The 16,358-nt window shown below is 62.0% G+C and carries 14 protein-coding genes and 2 riboswitches; of the genes, 5 read left to right on the forward strand and 9 right to left on the reverse strand.

Annotation, left to right across the window (positions count from 1 at the left end; all coding sequences use genetic code 11):
- Positions 1-2: 2 nt before the first annotated feature.
- The 5 genes from nagA to metA all read right to left on the reverse strand — a co-directional run bounded on the left by nagA (position 3) and on the right by metA (position 5,154).
- Positions 3-1,154, reverse strand: coding sequence for an N-acetylglucosamine-6-phosphate deacetylase (gene nagA / locus AC1DJO_RS11745; protein ID WP_477970630.1), 1,152 nt, complete (start codon positions 1,152-1,154; stop codon positions 3-5).
- Positions 1,154-2,185: an SIS domain-containing protein gene (locus AC1DJO_RS11750; RefSeq protein ID WP_477970632.1), complete on the reverse strand. Its 1,032-nt coding sequence runs from the start codon at positions 2,183-2,185 to the stop codon at positions 1,154-1,156. The genes nagA and AC1DJO_RS11750 overlap by 1 nt, the downstream gene beginning before the upstream one ends.
- Positions 2,182-2,955 carry a GntR family transcriptional regulator gene (locus tag AC1DJO_RS11755; protein WP_477970634.1) on the reverse strand — a complete coding sequence of 258 codons (774 nt, stop codon included), beginning with the start codon at positions 2,953-2,955 and terminating at the stop codon, positions 2,182-2,184. Before AC1DJO_RS11755 ends, AC1DJO_RS11750 begins: the two co-directional genes overlap by 4 nt.
- A gap of 115 nt (positions 2,956-3,070) precedes the next feature.
- Entirely contained in the window at positions 3,071-4,093 is a 1,023-nt protein-coding gene (locus AC1DJO_RS11760; RefSeq protein ID WP_477970636.1) for an aldose epimerase family protein, read from the reverse strand.
- Between the two features lie 137 nt (positions 4,094-4,230).
- Entirely contained in the window at positions 4,231-5,154 is a 924-nt protein-coding gene (gene metA / locus AC1DJO_RS11765) for a homoserine O-acetyltransferase MetA (RefSeq protein ID WP_477970638.1), read from the reverse strand.
- A 65-nt stretch (positions 5,155-5,219) separates the two neighbouring features.
- A riboswitch (SAM riboswitch) is annotated at positions 5,220-5,297 on the reverse strand.
- A gap of 146 nt (positions 5,298-5,443) precedes the next feature.
- On the opposite strand from metA, the gene AC1DJO_RS11770 reads away from it, so the two are divergent.
- Positions 5,444-7,282: an ABC transporter ATP-binding protein/permease gene (locus AC1DJO_RS11770; protein WP_477970640.1), complete on the forward strand. Its 1,839-nt coding sequence runs from the start codon at positions 5,444-5,446 to the stop codon at positions 7,280-7,282.
- Positions 7,283-7,285: 3 nt separating this feature from the next.
- Here AC1DJO_RS11770 and AC1DJO_RS11775 read toward each other — a convergent pair whose 3' ends face one another.
- The 4 genes from AC1DJO_RS11775 to AC1DJO_RS11790 form a co-directional block, all read right to left on the reverse strand.
- Positions 7,286-7,909 (reverse strand): hypothetical protein, encoded by a 624-nt coding sequence (locus AC1DJO_RS11775; protein WP_477970642.1) that lies wholly within the window; start codon positions 7,907-7,909, stop codon positions 7,286-7,288.
- Between the two features lie 101 nt (positions 7,910-8,010).
- Entirely contained in the window at positions 8,011-9,834 is a 1,824-nt protein-coding gene (locus AC1DJO_RS11780) for an ABC-F family ATP-binding cassette domain-containing protein (RefSeq protein WP_477970644.1), read from the reverse strand.
- Positions 9,835-9,837: 3 nt separating this feature from the next.
- A complete protein-coding gene (locus tag AC1DJO_RS11785) occupies positions 9,838-10,494 on the reverse strand; it encodes a thiamine diphosphokinase (protein WP_477970646.1) in 657 nt (218 codons plus the stop codon).
- 42 nt (positions 10,495-10,536) lie between these two features.
- A complete protein-coding gene (locus AC1DJO_RS11790) occupies positions 10,537-11,064 on the reverse strand; it encodes a MarR family winged helix-turn-helix transcriptional regulator (protein ID WP_477970648.1) in 528 nt (175 codons plus the stop codon).
- A gap of 115 nt (positions 11,065-11,179) precedes the next feature.
- Between AC1DJO_RS11790 and AC1DJO_RS11795 the strand changes: the two genes are divergently transcribed.
- The 4 genes from AC1DJO_RS11795 to AC1DJO_RS11810 all read left to right on the forward strand — a co-directional run bounded on the left by AC1DJO_RS11795 (position 11,180) and on the right by AC1DJO_RS11810 (position 16,290).
- Positions 11,180-12,715 carry an MDR family MFS transporter gene (locus AC1DJO_RS11795; RefSeq protein WP_477970650.1) on the forward strand — a complete coding sequence of 512 codons (1,536 nt, stop codon included), beginning with the start codon at positions 11,180-11,182 and terminating at the stop codon, positions 12,713-12,715.
- Between the two features lie 54 nt (positions 12,716-12,769).
- Positions 12,770-12,884: riboswitch (TPP riboswitch) on the forward strand.
- Positions 12,885-12,933: 49 nt separating this feature from the next.
- Complete coding sequence (gene thiB, locus AC1DJO_RS11800) at positions 12,934-13,956, forward strand: thiamine ABC transporter substrate binding subunit (protein WP_477970652.1); 1,023 nt, start codon at positions 12,934-12,936, stop codon at positions 13,954-13,956.
- Entirely contained in the window at positions 13,956-15,593 is a 1,638-nt protein-coding gene (gene thiP, locus AC1DJO_RS11805) for a thiamine/thiamine pyrophosphate ABC transporter permease ThiP (RefSeq protein WP_477970846.1), read from the forward strand. The genes thiB and thiP overlap by 1 nt, the downstream gene beginning before the upstream one ends.
- Positions 15,580-16,290 (forward strand): thiamine ABC transporter ATP-binding protein, encoded by a 711-nt coding sequence (locus AC1DJO_RS11810; RefSeq protein WP_477970654.1) that lies wholly within the window; start codon positions 15,580-15,582, stop codon positions 16,288-16,290. Before thiP ends, AC1DJO_RS11810 begins: the two co-directional genes overlap by 14 nt.
- Positions 16,291-16,358 lie beyond the last annotated feature (68 nt).

Raw genomic sequence — 16,358 nt, forward strand, 5'->3', positions numbered from 1 at the left:
CGCTACTTCCTCTCCCCGCCGATCCAGGCCGCGGTGACCTCGATCTTATTGGTCAGGTGCACGAAGTCGGCGCGATACCCCGGAGACAGGCGGCCGTAGCCCTCGAGACGAAGGAAGCGCGCCGGGTAAAGCGTCGCCATGCGCAGCGCTTCGGCCAGCGTCAGGTCGAGATAGGTCACGCAGTAACGGATGCTGGACGCCATATCGACATCGGACCCTGCCAGCGTGCCATCATCCAGAACTACCTTGGAGCAGAAACTGCCGCTCTCGCGATGAACGTTGCGGCCATTCAGCGTGAAGCTGTTCTTGTCGGAGCCGACAAGCGACATCGCATCGCTGACGAGGAAAAGCTTTCCTTCGCCGCGCTTCGCGCGCAGCGCCGTGCGCAATGCCTTCGGATCGACATGGTGGCCATCGGCAATCACGCCGCACCAGGTCGAGGGGTGATCGATCGCGGCACCTACGAGACCCGGAGCGCGATGCCCCATCTGGCTCATCGCGTTGAAGAGATGCGTGACGCCACGGGCGCCGGCATCGAAACGCTCTTCCGCCTGCTCGCTGCTGCAATCGGAATGTCCGATGCTGATGGTAACACCCGCCTCCGCAAGTTCGCGGACCTGCTTCACTGTCACCTGCTCGGCAGCCATCGTCACCAGAAGCGTGCCGATCGCCTCGCGTGCTGCGATGAACGCCTTCACGTCTGCGTCTTCGACCGGACGCATCAGCGACGCGAGATGCGCGCCTTTGCGCGCCGGTGCCAGATGCGGCCCCTCGAGGTGCAGACCAGCGACACCGCGATTGGTCTTGACCGCTTCCTTGGCAGCTTCGATCGCCGCCTTGGTGGCGTCTGCCGTATCGGTGATCAACGTCGGCAGCAGTGCTGTCGTGCCATAGCGGCGATGGCCGTCGGCGATGATATACATCGAGTCAGCCGATGGCTCGTCGTTCAGCATCCGGCCGCCGCCACCGTTCACCTGCGCATCGATGAAACCTGCCGAGAGAACGCCACCGTCAAGCGCCACGGCCTCCCCCTCGGGCAGATCGTTGAGTGCCGCGATGGTCTCGACGCGTCCGTTCGAAACGACCAGCGCTCTTTCGTCGTGGAAGCGCTCGCCGTCGAAGATCCGGGCACCGGTGAAGATCTTGCGGGACATCAGACGGTCTCCGTAACCTTGAGCAGGTTTGCCGGCTTGTCGGGATCGAAACCCTTGCGGCGCGTTACCGACTCGATGAGGCGATAGTAGACGAGCAGCGAAACCAGCGGATCGAGAAGACCGTTGCCGGTCGATGGAACGCGCAGGTTGACCCCGGAAAGCGGCTGTGTCGAGAAGGGAACGGTCGTCGCGCCGAGCTTCTGCAGGCGTTCGAGCGCCTGAACGTTGTTGGCATAGGCCGCATCGTCAGGCGCGAAAGCGACAATCGGGAAGCCCGGCTGAACCAGACGCATCGGGCCGTGCATCAATTCGGCCAGCGAGAAGGCTTCGGCATGCAGGCCCGACGTTTCCTTTGCCTTGAGCGCGGCTTCGAGCGCAATCGCGAAGGCCGGGCCGCGGCCGGCGGTGTAAAGCGAGCTCGCGTTGAAGAGAACGTCTTCAGCGGCAGTTGTATCGATACCCGACGTGGCAGAGAGCGCCTCGGGAAGCTTCTGCAGGGCGGCCTGCAGATCAGCCTTGCCGCCGATCGCAGCCGTTACACCGGCAAGCGCTGCAACCGACGCGATGAAGGATTTCGTCGCGGCGACGCTCTTTTCCGGTCCGGCATTGAGGCCAAGCACGATGTCGGCCTGATTGCCCAGCGGGCTGTCGGTAACGTTGACAACGGCGATCGTGGTTGCCCCGCCCTTCTTCGCGGCTTCCTGCAGCGCAACGATGTCAGGGCTGGCGCCGGACTGCGAAACGGTGAAGTGAATGCCGCCCTTCAGATATAGCGGCGCGCCGTAGACCGAAGCGATCGACGGGCCGACCGATGCGACCGGAACGCCGCAGGTGATTTCGAAAAGATATTTGAAGAAGGTTGCGGCATGGTCGGAAGACCCGCGCGCCGCCGTCGTCACCACGCTCGGCCGAGCCGAGGAGAAAAGCTTGGCAATTTCGGCAAAGGCCGGCTTTTCCTTTTCGAGCAGGGTCGCCACGACCTCCGGCGACTGGCCGGCTTCCTGCAGCATCAGCGACTTGTTCTCAGTCATAGTTCATCTCCAATTCTCAATTCTGCAACGAAATCATAAGCATCGCCACGATAGTGCGAGCGGGTATATTCAACGACGCGCTGATCCTCGAGGCGGGATATCCGCTCGATCAGCAGGGCCGGCGCACCGGCCTTGACGTTCAGCATCGCGGCCGAGGATGGGTCGAGCGTCACGGCCGTCAGCCGCTGCAGCGCCCGCACCGGCTTGTGGCCGTTGGCAGCCAGGGCGTCATAGAGCGAACCCTCGCCGCCCGCCTGTTCGCCGACGAACTTGACCGGGACAACGGCACGCTCGATGGCGAGCGGCAGGCCATCGGCAAGGCGAAGGCGATCCAGCCGCAACACCGGTTCATCCTGGCTGAGGCCGAGGAGAAAGGATTCTTCCGGCGAGGGCTGGTTGATCTGCCGCGACAGAATCTTTGCCGCCGGCGAACGTCCGCGCGACCGCATATCGGCCGAGAAAGACGAGAGCCGCCAGAGCGATTGCTCCATGCGCTCCACACGCGCCGAGACGAAGGTACCGCTGCCGTGTCGCGATTCAAGCGCGCCTGAAGACATCAGCTCGCGATAGGCGGTGCGCACCGTGACACGCCCAAGCTTCAGGGCCTCAGCAAGATCGCGCTCACCGGGAAGCGCAGCGCCGGGCTTCAGCAATCCTTCCTGAACGAGACCGGTCAATGCCAGGGCCAGCCGCTTGTAGAGCGGTCCGGTCGAGGCCTCATCGCGCAGTCCGCGCGCATTCAGCTCTGCTATCAGACTGGTTCTATCCATAGGCATACATTAGAACCTATTTAGAACCAGTCTTCAAGCTGAATCTACGCCGCAAAAAAGAAACCCTCGTGACGGATCACGAGGGTTCGCAAAACCAGCGATCAAATCGAACGCGTCAGTTCTTGGTGAAGATGTAATCCGTTTCCTGGCGCAGAACCTCGCCCGGTCGCAGCACGGCATTCGGGAAGCCCTCGTGATTGATCGCATCCGGCCAGACCTGGGTCTCCAGGCAGAAGCCGGCGAACGGTCCGTACTTGCGGCCGTCCAGACCGGGCACCGCGACATTCAGCTTGAAGCCGGCATAGAACTGCACGCCAGGTTCGGTCGTCCGCACTTCCATCGAGACACCGGAATTGAGGCTGCGGGCCAGCACGGCGGTGCGCTTGGCGACACGCTCCTTCGACAGGCAGAAATTATGATCGTAGAGCGCCTGTTCCGATCCCTCGAAACGCTTCATCGGCGCCATCTCGCGGAAATCGAAAGCCGTGCCACCGACCGAACGCAGCTCGCCGGTCGGGATCTGGCGCTCGTCGGTCGGCAGATAGTCATCGGCCGCGATCATGATGTCGTGGCCGAGCGCGTCGTCTCGGCCGTCGAGATTGAAATAGGCGTGCTGGCAGACATTGGCGAGCGTCGGCTGGTCGGATGTCGATTCATAGACGATCGAGAACTCGCCGTTGCCGTGAACGTGGTAAGTCGCCTGGATCGTACAATTGCCCGGATAGCCGGCGCGGCCATCGGGATCGACGATCTTCAGGACAACGCGATCGACGGCATGCTCGACGATCGTCCAATTGCGTTTGGCAATGTTATCGCTGCCGCCATGCAGATGCGAAACACCCTTTTCGTTGAGCTCCAGCTGGTAAGCCTTGCCGTCCAGCGTGAACTTGCCACCACCGATGCGATTGGCGGAGCGCCCGGGCGTCGCACCGAAATAGGAGGAGTAGGCCGGATAGTCGGAAAACTTGTCGAAGCCGAGCAGCAACGGGGCATCGTGGCCGTCGAGCCTGAGATCCTGGATGACAGCGCCCCAGCTCATGATCTTGGCCGTCAGACCGCCGCCTTTGATCTCGACGCGATAGACGGTTTCTCCGTCTTTCGTCGTTCCGAAAACTTCCCGCTTGAGCTCGTCCGCCATTATACCATCGTCCTGAAATCTGTTCGCATCCGGCAGCGAAACTGCCCCCATTTGCCGCGAACCGCAACTGCCAATGCCAAAAAAGAAATGCCGCTGCGGCAAAGGCAGCAGCATAGCATCAACAGATTGATAAGCCGTCAGATTTTCGTGCCGATCTCGTTGAGGTCGTAGGACGTCGTCTGATAGATTTCATTGATCCAGTTGCCGAACAGCAGATGCGCGTGACTGCGCCAGCGATTTTGCGGCGGCAGCGCCGGGTCGTTATGCGGGAAATAGTTGTGCGGCATCTTGATCGGCACGCCGGCATTCACGTCGCGGAAATATTCGTCCGACAGCGACGTCGAATCGTATTCGACATGGTTGAAGATGTAGAGGCGTTTGCTCGTCTCTTCCTGAACCAGACAGACGCCCATCTCGTTTGATTCCATCAGGATCTCGAGACCCTGCGCCTTCTCGATGTCGCCGCGGCGCACTTCCGTCCAGCGCGACACCGGAATCTCGAAATTGTCCGAGAAGCCGTTGAGATAGACCGAGGACGGCTTCAGGTTCTTGTGGCGATAAACGCCGAATGCCTTCTCCTTCAGCTCATGCTTGGGAACGCCGTGGAAGTGATAGATCGCCGCCATCGCGCCCCAGCAGACGTTCATCGTCGAATGCACGTTGGTACGCGTCCACTCGAAGATTTCCTGCATCTCGCTCCAATAGTTGACGTCCTCGAAGGGCATCAGCTCGATCGGCGCGCCGGTGATGATGAAGCCGTCGAACTTGCGATGCTTCACCTCTTCCCAGGTCTGGTAGAAGGCCAGCAGATGGTCTTCCGAGGTATTCTTGGCCTTGTGGTTGCCGACCCTGACCAGCGACAGCTCGACCTGCAACGGCGAGGCGCCGACAAGGCGCGCCATCTGCACTTCGGTCTTGATCTTGTTCGGCATGAGATTGAGAAGCCCGATCTGAAGCGGGCGGATATCCTGGCGGATAGCCACTGTTTCAGTCATCACCCGCACACCCTCCTGAACGAGGGTTTCGAAAGCGGGCAGCGTGTCAGGAATCTTGATGGGCATTGCATTCACTCGATCGAACAGGACAACCGGCAAATAAAAAAACCGGTGGCGAAAAAAGAATCGCTACCGGTCCGCACGCGGCCCTTTAGCGACTTATTTAACGTGGCTGCAAGCCGGCCGGCCAAATCACCACGATCCTCTAGATAGCGCTGACAGCGCCGCGAATCAATCGTGATTCGCAACCTGCACTTTGAGCTAGGTAACTCACGCATTAATGACTGGTAGAATCTGTTGATGGACAGCACGCGCTACCATGTTAATCAGGGATGATGCTGTACAGGAATGCATGATGACGGACGACGCCAAAGGCGGGGCTGTCGGCCAGCGGCAAGATAGGGTCGGATACGATCTCAGCCTCGGCTATCGCCTCAAATTGATGTTTTTAGCCTTCTGGGCTTCGAAAGTGCGCGGCAAGATCCTGTCTCTCGCCGCCATCCTTATGTTCGTCATCTTGGCGACGGCCTACGGTCAGGTCGTTCTCAACCGCTGGAACGCGCCGTTCTATGATTCGCTGCAGCGGCGCGATGTCGGCGAGTTCTTCCATCAGCTTCAGATTTTCGGCCTGATCGCCGGCTCCCTGCTGCTTCTCAATGTCGGCCAGGCCTGGCTGAACCAGATGACGGCGCTCTATATGCGCGAGGGCCTGACCCGCGATCTGGTCGATCAATGGCTGAAGCACAAGCGGGCCCTGCGGCTCGCCTCAAGCGGGCTGATCGGCGTCAATCCGGACCAGCGCCTGCATGAGGATGCCCGCAACCTCGCCGAAAGCACCACCGGCCTCGTTCTCGGCCTCATCCAGTCGACGATTCTGCTCGTCAGCTTCATCGGCGTGCTCTGGGAACTGTCGAGCGGCTTCGTCTTCCACTTCCGCACCTATTCCTTTGCCATCCCCGGCTACATGGTCTGGGCCGCCGTCTTCTATGCCGCGTCGGCGTCGATCCTCAGCCAGATCGTCGGCAGAAAGCTGGTGCCGATCAACGCCGAGCGCTTCTCCAAGGAAGCCGAACTCCGCTTCTCGCTGATGCACGCCAACGAGAATATGCCTGCGATTACCGTCGCCAGAGGCGAGGAAAACGAGCGCCAGCGCATAAACACCGATATCAGCACGGTTCTCGCCGTCCTCAAGCGCCTGACCATGGCCAACACCAACCTCACCTGGGTTTCCGCCGGTTACGGCTGGCTGGTCATCGTCATCCCGATCATCGTCGCCGCGCCCGCCTATTTCTCCGGCGGCCTGACCTTCGGTGAGCTGATGATGTCGGTCGGCGCCTTCAACCAGGTCAACACGGCGCTGCGCTGGTATGTCGCCAATTTCGGCCCGATCGCCGAATGGCGCGCGACCCTGAACCGCGTCACCGATTTCCGCCATGCGCTTGAGCACATGGATGAACCGCTCAATCCGAAGAATGTCATCGCCTACGAAGATACAGCCGCGGACAGGCTTGTGATGAAGAACGTCACCATCGCCGCCAAGCTGGGCGAAGAGGTCGATCAATGCGGCGGCTTCCGCCTGCACGAGCCCGACGTGACGCTGAAGGCCGGCGAAAAGGTGATGATAAACGGCGATCACAACGTCAACCGCAAGCTTCTCTTCCAGGCGATGGCCGGCCTCTGGCCCTGCGGCAGCGGCACGATGGGCCTGCCGCCCTCAGACGACATCCTGTTCGTCCCCCAGGTCGCCTATATCCCCGGCGGTACGCTGCGCGAGGCGCTCTCCTTCCCCGAGCCGGCCGGTTCCTACAAGAATGAGGATATCGAAGCGGCGATGGAAAAGGCCGGCCTGCGCCAGCTGATTGGCCGCCTCGACACGCGGGCGCGCTGGGACAAGGTGCTGGATTCCGACGAGCAGAAGGCCATCGGCTTTGCCCGCCTTCTGCTGGTTCGCCCGCGCTGGGTGGTGTTCGACGAAGTGCTCGAAGGCTTGGAGCCGGAATGGCAGGCGACGCTTACCAACCTGCTGACGGCGCTGCCGGAAACATCGATGATCTATATCGGCCGCTCGGAGATCTACATGGAGATCCTGAAGCCGAAGGTCCTGCATCTGGAAGCGATCGCCTCCAAGACGGAAGAGCCACCGCCACCGCCGAAAACCGGCACCGGCCGCCCCGCGGCGGCACCGGTTATCTAACGATTACATCGGCTGCACGCCGCTGAGACCGACCGAGACCTGTTTCGAGGAGACGCTGCCGTCGGCAGCCTTTTCGGCGTTGACGATCACCGCGGCGCCTGGCTTCAGATCGTCCTTGGTCGCCGAAGCGATGGTGACGACCTGTGTGCCATCAGGGATGGCAATGGTCTTTTCCTTGCCCTGATAGGTCAGCGTGATCGTCTTGCCGTTGATCGCCTTGACGGCAGTGCTGACTGTCGCATTGGTCATCTCGGTATTCGGCTTGGCATCCCAAGGGCGGTTGCCCTCGCCGGTCCCCTTCATCGATGCCGGAAAGATCATCACCTGCAGCGCGTCATTCGGCCCGCTACCCTTTGGCATCGAGCCGACGCCGACGAAATCGCCCGGCTTGATGTCATCGACGGCCGCCCGCTGGATGCCGCCAACCCGGAAGCCCGATTGCATGGCGATCGACTGGTCGGTTCCGTCGCGGGTCTTGATGGTCAGCACATCGCCGTTGAGGCTCTCGACGATGCCGCGAATGCGGACACGCTGCGTATCGTCGGCCTGGCTGGACTGAACGGCTGAAAAGCTGATGGCTGCGGCGGCGAGCGCCGTCAGAAATGCGGAAGAAAGCTTGCGAGACATATGACTATTCCTTGTCGCCACGATAGCAGGCATATCCCCCGGCTGCCGGAGCGGACTCTAGAGCCGCACCGGGACACCGGCGAATCAAGGAAACGTGAGACTCAGCCTTCGATCTCCTCCCTCAGCATTTCCAGCTCAAGCCATTCCTCTTCCATCTTCGTCACGCTGTCGCGCAGCTTTTCCATCTCCGCGGCAAGCCTGTTGAAGGTCGCCGGGTCCTTGGTGAACAGGTTCGGATCGGCCATCTTCGCTTCGCGCTTGGCGATCTCAGCCTCAGCCTTGGCCATTTCTTTCGGCAGGTTTTCGAGTGCGAACTTCTGCTTGAACGAAAGCTTGCCCTTGCCCTTCGGCGTCTCGGCAGAGGGCGAAGCCTCCGCCTTTACCTTTTCGGCAGCCTTCTCCGCCCTGCGACGCTCATCCAGCGCGCCTTTCCGCTGCGCCATCATGTCGGAATAGCCGCCGGCATATTCGATCCAGCGGCCATCGGGCGCATCCGGAACCGCAGGGGCGATCGTCGAGGTCACGGTGCGGTCGAGGAAGTCACGGTCGTGGCTGACGAGAATGACCGTGCCGGGAAAACCGGCAACGATTTCCTGCAGCAGATCGAGCGTTTCGATATCCAGGTCGTTGGTCGGCTCGTCGAGGATCAAGAGGTTGGTCGGCCGCGACAGGATCCGCGCCAGCATCAGACGCGCGCGCTCGCCGCCGGAAAGGTTCTTGATCGGCGTCCGCGCCTGCTCCGGCTGGAACAGGAATTCCTTCATGTAGCCGGTCACATGGCGCTGCTCGCCATTGACGAGCAGGTTTTCGCCGCGGCCATCGGTCAGGTAATTGGCCAGCGTGTCGTCGAGGTTGAGTTCCTCGCGCTTCTGGTCGAGCGTTGCGATTTCGAGATTGGTGCCGAGCTTCACGGTGCCGCTGTCGGGCGCCAACTGGCCAGTCAGCATCTTCAGCAGCGTCGTCTTGCCGGCACCGTTCGGGCCGACGAGACCGATGCAATCACCGCGATGCACGCGAATAGAAAACGGCGTGACGATGGGCCGCTCGCCATATGTCTTGGTGATCTTGTCTGCCTCGATCACCAGCTTGCCGGATTCCTGCGCATCCGAAACGCTCGCCTGGACACTGCCTTGCGGACCCTTGTGGCCGCGATATTGCGAGCGCATGGTCTGCAGTTCACCGAGGCGGCGCATGTTGCGCTTGCGGCGCGCGGTAACGCCATAGCGCAGCCAATGCTCTTCACGCTCGATCGCCTTGCCGAGCTTGTGCTGTTCCAGCTCCTCGGCCTCCAGCACCTGATCGCGCCAGACTTCGAAATGCCCGAAGCCACGATCCAGACGCCGCGAAGTGCCGCGATCGAGCCAAACGGTCGCCGTCGAGACCTTTTCGAGGAAGCGGCGGTCATGCGAGATCAGTACGAGGGCGCTGCGCGTCTTCTGCAGCTCGCCTTCCAGCCATTCGATGGTCGGCAGGTCGAGATGGTTGGTCGGCTCGTCGAGCAGCAGGATATCCGGCTCCGGCGCCATGACGCGGGCAAGTGCTGCGCGGCGGGCTTCGCCGCCAGAAAGGTTCTTCGGGTCTTCCTCGCCGGTGAGGCCGAGATGCGACAGAAGATAGGTGACGCGATAGGGATCGTCGCCCGGCCCAAGCCCGGCCTCGGCGTAGGCCTGCACCGTTGCAAAACTTCCGAAATCAGGCGCTTGCTCAAGATACCGGACCGTCGAGGAGGGATGACGGAACACCTCGCCGGATTGCGCCTCGGCAATGCCGGCCGCGATCTTCAGCAGCGTCGACTTGCCGGAACCGTTGCGGCCGACGAGGCAGATCTTGTCACCCGGCTCGACCTGCAGGCTTGCGCCCGCCAGCAACGGCGCGCCGCCGAAGCTCAGAAAGATGTCGTCCAGTTTGAGAATGGGAGGCGCCAAGGATCAGACTCCGGAAAGGTCATAGGGGCGGGCAAGGACGATCGCGCGGCCACTGCCGAGCGTGAACCGAACCTTGCCTTCTGCCACATTGGAAATGGTACGCGACGAGCCGAACGGCAAATGGAAATCCGAGAGCGGATAGCGCGCGTTTTCGATGAAGAGACCGCGCAATTCGCTGAAACCGGGAACCGAGAACAGGCTGTTCTTCGGCAGGTCGAGCTCGATGGAACCTGAAAGAAGCGGAACCGCTTCCTCCAGCCCCGAAGTGAGCAACAGGTCGATACCGTGTTCGGCGAGGCTGACGGCATAGAGGAGGTGCTGAAGCGCATGGTCGGACCGCTCACCCGCCAGCGCACCCGCAAGGATCAGCCGTTTCGCGCCACGGGCTATCGCTTCGGAAACAGCGATCTCGCCATCCGTCGAGGCCTTGGCTGCCGGGTATGGCTGCTTCGGCACACCCGGAAACGCACCTTCGAGATCCGGTGCGGTGGAATCGAAATCACCCACCCAGAGCTCCGGCACGACACCGAGCTCTGCCGCATGCCGCATGCCGCCATCGGCGGCTATGAAGCGGCTGCCGGCAATCGCATTTCGCAGCCGCTCTGTCGGCGTCAGCTCGCCGCCGAGCAGGATCGTGAAGGTCGTCTGGGTCATGGGCATTGCCCATAGCGCAAAGCAGGGGTCGAGGGAAAGGGGCGGGGCTTAACCGGGCGTGCCCTTATCGCGCCGTTCGAAGGCTTTTTCATAACCGTCGATAAAGCGCTCATAGAGTGCTGCGAAGGCATCAACGTCCGTGTCGCTCCAGCCGTCGAGGATTTCGGTTATCAACGACAGCTTCTGCGCCCGGATTTCCGACAGCAGCCGCTGGCCGATCGGCGTCATCACCACGACGATGCGCCGCGCATCGGCTTGCGATGCTTCGCGGCGAAGAATGTTGCGGCTGACCATGTCGGCCACCACGCGGCTGGCGCGAGACGGATCGATCCGCAGCATGTCGGCAATCATCCCGACAGTCACTTCATCGGCCGGCTGCGCCCGGCGCACGGCGTCAAGAACATCGAGATGCGAGAGCTCGAGATCCGGCGCCACGCTCTGGATTGCCAAACGCCCGATCAGCCGGCGCCCGGTCATCAGCTTCATGCGTGTCATGCTCTGGCCGATGCTGGAAACGCTTTCGTTCTCCAGTGACAGCGGATCAAGCTCGTGAATGCGGGCGGGTTTCTCGTTCATGCGCCGAGCATAACAGAAGGCTTGCGCGAAGGAAATATGCCTGCGTCATTCTGGTGTCATTGACATTTATATGCTTTTGTCACATAAATTGGCAATCAAGATTGGAACTGTCTTCATGGATATGCAGCTTGCCTCCCAGCCGCTCGTGACGGATCCCCGCCGCAGGCTTATTCTCTTCCTGTTTCTGATGACCGCGATGTTCATGGCAACGCTGGACAATCAGATCGTCTCGACGGCGCTGCCGACCATCGTCGGCGAATTCGGCCACCTCGAACGCTTCGGCTGGATCGGCTCCGCCTATCTGCTGTCGCTGAGCGCCGTGATGCCCGTCTATGGCAAGCTCGGTGACCTCTTTGGCCGCAAATACGTGATGATGACCGCAATCGCGATCTTCACCGTCGGCTCCGCCGTTTGTGGTCTCGCCGTCTCGATGAATACGCTGATCGCCGCCCGCGTGCTCCAGGGCCTGGGCGGCGGCGGCATCATGGTATCGATCTTCGCCGTCAATGCCGATCTCTTCGAGCCGCGCGAACGTGCCCGCTACCAGAGCTATTCCAGCCTGGTGCTGATGGCATCGAGCGCCATCGGCCCCGTTCTCGGCGGCATGATGAGCGATCTCTTCGGCTGGCGCTCGATCTTCCTCGTCAACGTCCCGATCGGCTTCGTCGTGCTGATCGGCCTTGCGCTGATGCTGCCCTATCGCAAGCCGCACCGCCGCCCGAAGATCGATTATGCCGGCGCCCTTCTGCTGGCGATGACGACGACGAGCATCGTGCTGATGGCCGACGGCAGCGAACTGTTCGGCTCGATCCTGGCGCCGCAGAGCCTGGGGATCATCGGTATCGGCGCGCTTTGCGCCATCGCCTGGCTCTTCGTCGAGCGCCGCGCCGCCGAACCGATCGTGCCGCTGTCGCTGTTCCGCAACCCGACCTTCCCGCTTCTCCTGATCATGTCGATCACCGGCGGCGGCATCGCTATCGGCATGGCCAATTACTTCGCGCTGTTCCTGCAGACGACCACGGGCCTGTCGCCCTCGCATGCCGGCCTGCTCTTCGTCATGTTGACCGGCGGCCTCGTCTGCGGCTCGCTCTTTGCCGGGCGCATGATCTCGCGCACCGGACGCTACAAGCCCTTCGCCATTGCCAGCCTCTCCTGCAGCGCTGTGGCGTTTGCACTCCTGACGCAGGTCCATGCCGGTACGCCGCTGCCGATTATCGGCTTGCTGATGATGCTGCACGGCATCGGCATCGGCTTGTCGCAGCAGGTGCCCGTCATCGGCGTCCAGAACGCCGCTCCGGCGCGTGACGTCGGCGCCGCCACCGGTTCCGTCACGCTGTCGCGCATGGGCGGCGCCTCGATCGCCATCTCCATCTACGGCGCCATCATCGGCTCGCAGCTGGCAAAGGTCGGCGTTTCCATCCCCGGCGTTACCGATATCGAGCAGCTGACGCCGAAGATGATGGCGGCCCTCCCGGAAGCCAGCCGCCAGGCTGTCGCCGATGCCTATGCCAGCGCTTTCACACCGCTGTTCATGACCTCCTGCGCCTTTGCTCTGATTGGATTGATTGCAGCGCTTTCGCTGAAACCGGTCCAGTTGCCGCGCCACGGCGAGACCAAGAACGCGGCCGCGGCCGCCGAAGCCGCCGAGTAGCGGCAAGGGCGCGCTGCGCCCTTGTCATAAAGCCTGCATCGCTATACATCTGCCAACGCTCTAACGGGGTGCCCTGTATCCGCAAGGATATCTGGCTGAGAGGCTTTCAAGCCAACCCGCGGAACCTGATCCGGCTAACACCGGCGGAGGGATTAGACGCGTGACACCAGGCACCGCCCTTTTCCCCCATGACAAAACTTTTTAGGAGGAGGCGCGCCATGCCCGGCCGCAAACCATTGATCGCATCATTCGCCACGGCTTTCCTTGCCGCAACCGTCACTCTGTCGCAGGCGAAGGCCGCGGACAAGACGCTGACGGTCTACACCTACGAGAGCTTCACCTCGGAATGGGGCCCCGGCCCCAAGGTCAAGGAAGCCTTCGAGAAGACCTGCGCCTGCACGGTCAATTTCGTCAGCGTCGCCGATGGCGTGGCGCTTCTCTCACGCCTGAAGCTCGAAGGCGCCTCGACCAAGGCCGACGTCGTTCTCGGCATCGATACCAACCTGATCACCGAAGCCAAGGACACCGGCCTGTTCGACGCCAGCGGCGTCGATACCAGCGCCCTCAAGGTGCCGGGCGACTTCAAGGACGATGTCTTCGTTCCCTATGACTACGGCCACTTCGCCATCATCTACGACACGCAGACCATCAAGAACCCGCCGAAAAGCATGCAGGAACTGGTCGATGGCGACCCATCGCAAAAGATCGTCATCGAGGATCCACGCACCTCGACACCGGGTCTCGGCCTGCTGCTCTGGGTGAAGTCCGTCTATGGCGACAAGGCGCAGGAAGCATGGGCGAAGCTCAAGAGCCGCATCCTGACAGTGACGCCTGGCTGGTCGGAGGCCTATGGCCTGTTCACCAAGGGCGAAGCGCCGATGGTGCTCTCCTACACGACCTCACCGGCCTATCACATGGTCGCCGAGAACACCGACCGCTATCAGGCCGCCGCGTTCTCCGAAGGTCACTACATCCAGATCGAAGTCGCCGGCCTTCTCAAGAACGCGCCGGATAAAGAACTCGCCCGCGACTTCCTGAAGTTCATGGTGACGCCGGGTTTCCAGGACACGATCCCAACCAACAATTGGATGATGCCGGTCTCGGCCACTTCCACGCCGCTGCCGGACGCCTTTGGCAAGCTGGTCAATCCGTCCAAGACCTTCCTGATGAGCCCCGATGATGTCGCCAAGAACCGCAAGGCCTGGATCGACGAGTGGCTGACGGCCATGAGCATGAACTGATGCTGCAGACGGCTGCGGAACGGCGAAATGCGCTGGCGGGCGGGGCAATCGGCCTCGCCGCCATCCTGCTTTTCATCGGCATCGCCGCCATCTCGCTTGCTGCCTCCGGCGGAGGTTCTGCCTTCGCCGGCATCATCTCGGATCCCTACATTCTCCGCGTCCTGCGCTTCACGCTGCTACAGGCCGCCCTTTCGACCTTGCTCTCAGTCCTCCTGGCGCTCCCCGTCGCGCGGGCACTTGCCCGGCAGCCTAACTTTTCTGGCCGTATCTGGATCATCCGGCTGATGGCCGTGCCAATGGGATTGCCCGTTCTGATCGGCGCGCTCGGGCTCATCGGCATCTGGGGACGGCAGGGCCTGCTCAATACCGCATTGCTCAAGCTCGGCCTGTCCGAACCCGTCAGCATCTACGGCCTGACCGGTATCCTGCTCGCTCACGTCTTCTTCAACTTGCCGCTCGCCTGCCGGCTGATGCTCGCTGGCCTGGAGAGGCTGCCGTCCGAATACTGGCTGATGGCAAGTAATCTCGGCATGCGCCCGCGCGCCGTCTTCCGCTTCATCGAATGGCCGGCGATCCGCGGCCTGATCCCCGGCATTTCTGGGCTGATCTTCATGCTCTGCGCCACCAGTTTCACGCTGGTGCTGACGCTTGGCGGCGGACCAGCGGCAACGACGATCGAGGTGGCGATCTACCAGTCGCTGCGTTTCGACTTCGATCCGGGCCGCGCGGTAGCTCTGTCCTTGCTGCAGATTACCCTGACCGGCCTCATCCTCGGCGCCATGTCGTTTCTCCCCGCCAGCCGTGACGAAGGGCTGACCGCCGGACGCCACTCCATGCGTTTCGATGGCAGAATGCCAATGGCAAAATTGTCGGATGGCCTGCTCCTCGTCCTCGCCACGGCTTTTCTGCTTTCGCCATTGCTTTCCGTGTTGGTGGCGGGCCTGAGAGCCGACCTCCCAAAGCTGGTCGGCGAGCCGGTCTTCTGGCAGGCCGCAGCGATGAGCTGCGGCATATCCCTTTCCGCCGCCACATTGGCCCTTGTCGTGTCAGCAGCCCTGATCCGCGCCCGCCAGACCATCAGCGCAGACAAGCGCTCCAGGCGCGGCAGCCGCGCCCTCTACGCCGCGACGGGCGGAGCCTCGTCAATGGTGCTGCTGGCGCCTCCCGTAGTGCTTGCGACCGGCTGGTTCATGGCGCTCAGGCCATTTGGCGACGCCTCTGTTTTTGCGCCCGTCCTCGTCGTTCTGATCAACATGCTGATGGCCCTGCCCTTCGTCATGCGCGTGCTCGAACCGGCCTATCTCGTCCATCAGCGCCGCACCGCGCGCCTTGCGGCGAGCCTCGGCCTGACCGGCCTGGCGCGGCTGCGGCTCATCGACTGGCCGGGGTTGCGCAAGCCGTTGCTGACCGCCCTGTCTTTCGCTATGGCCCTGTCGCTCGGCGATCTCGGCGCTGTCGCCCTGTTCGGATCCGATGGTTTTGTCACGCTTCCATGGCTGGTCTACAGCCGCATGGGAAGCTACAGAACCAACGATGCCGATGGCCTTGCGCTGATCCTTGGCCTCATTTGCCTATTGCTGACGATTGCCGGAACATCCGGCCAGATGCGAGGACATGGTGCCGATGACGGCCGCTGATATCACCATGCAGAACGTCCGCCTGACGCTCGGCAGCCACGCCTTCCATTTCGATTGCACGCTGCCCCGCGGCCAGATCATTGCCGTGACAGGCCCATCGGGCGCCGGCAAATCGACCTTCCTCAATCTGCTGGCGGGTTTCGAGACGCCGGAGAGCGGCCGCGTTCTGCTCGCCGGACATGATGTTACCGGCAGTCACCCGGCCGAGCGGCCCGTCTCGCTTGTCTTTCAGGACAACAATCTCTTCGCTCATCTCGATATCTTCACCAATGTCGGACTGGGCATTAATCCGGCCCTGAAGCTCGCACCGGCGGACCGCAGCCGCATCGCGGCTGCGCTGGCGCAGGTCGGTCTGGAAGGCTTCGAAAAAAGGCTTCCTGCAACGCTTTCCGGCGGCGAAAGGCAGCGCGCTGCCTTCGCTCGCGCCCTTGTCCGCAAGCGGCCGATCCTGCTTCTCGATGAACCCTTTGCCGCCCTCGACCCCAGCCTGCGCAACGGCATGGCAGAGCTTCTGACGGCGATGCAGCGCGAGACCGGAGCGACCGTCATCATCGTTTCACATGACCCCGATGAGGTTCGCCGCATTGCACAGTATGGCGTTTTCATCGACCATGGCGCGATTGCGCTCGCCGCGCCGTTGAGCGAGTATCTGGCTGATCAGAGCACGCCCGCATTGCGGCAATTTCTGCAGGGCTGACGAATATCCACGCCGCGATGGCACTTTCGCCACAATTTCATCGGAGCGAAAGAACTCCTTAACCACGC

The organism is Rhizobium sp. 05N430 (genome assembly GCF_056396985.1).

Bases quoted from the DNA above. Each gene is read 5' to 3' on its own strand.
- nagA (WP_477970630.1), bottom strand. From the start codon at position 1,154: ATGTCCCGCAAGATCTTCACCGGTGCCCGGATCTTCGACGGCGAGCGC.
- AC1DJO_RS11750 (WP_477970632.1), bottom strand. From the start codon at position 2,185: ATGACTGAGAACAAGTCGCTGATGCTGCAGGAAGCCGGCCAGTCGCCG.
- AC1DJO_RS11755 (WP_477970634.1), bottom strand. From the start codon at position 2,955: ATGGATAGAACCAGTCTGATAGCAGAGCTGAATGCGCGCGGACTGCGC.
- AC1DJO_RS11760 (WP_477970636.1), bottom strand. From the start codon at position 4,093: ATGGCGGACGAGCTCAAGCGGGAAGTTTTCGGAACGACGAAAGACGGA.
- metA (WP_477970638.1), bottom strand. From the start codon at position 5,154: ATGCCCATCAAGATTCCTGACACGCTGCCCGCTTTCGAAACCCTCGTT.
- AC1DJO_RS11770 (WP_477970640.1), top strand. From the start codon at position 5,444: ATGACGGACGACGCCAAAGGCGGGGCTGTCGGCCAGCGGCAAGATAGG.
- AC1DJO_RS11775 (WP_477970642.1), bottom strand. From the start codon at position 7,909: ATGTCTCGCAAGCTTTCTTCCGCATTTCTGACGGCGCTCGCCGCCGCA.
- AC1DJO_RS11785 (WP_477970646.1), bottom strand. From the start codon at position 10,494: ATGCCCATGACCCAGACGACCTTCACGATCCTGCTCGGCGGCGAGCTG.
- AC1DJO_RS11790 (WP_477970648.1), bottom strand. From the start codon at position 11,064: ATGAACGAGAAACCCGCCCGCATTCACGAGCTTGATCCGCTGTCACTG.
- AC1DJO_RS11795 (WP_477970650.1), top strand. From the start codon at position 11,180: ATGGATATGCAGCTTGCCTCCCAGCCGCTCGTGACGGATCCCCGCCGC.
- thiB (WP_477970652.1), top strand. From the start codon at position 12,934: ATGCCCGGCCGCAAACCATTGATCGCATCATTCGCCACGGCTTTCCTT.
- thiP (WP_477970846.1), top strand. From the start codon at position 13,956: ATGCTGCAGACGGCTGCGGAACGGCGAAATGCGCTGGCGGGCGGGGCA.
- AC1DJO_RS11810 (WP_477970654.1), top strand. From the start codon at position 15,580: ATGACGGCCGCTGATATCACCATGCAGAACGTCCGCCTGACGCTCGGC.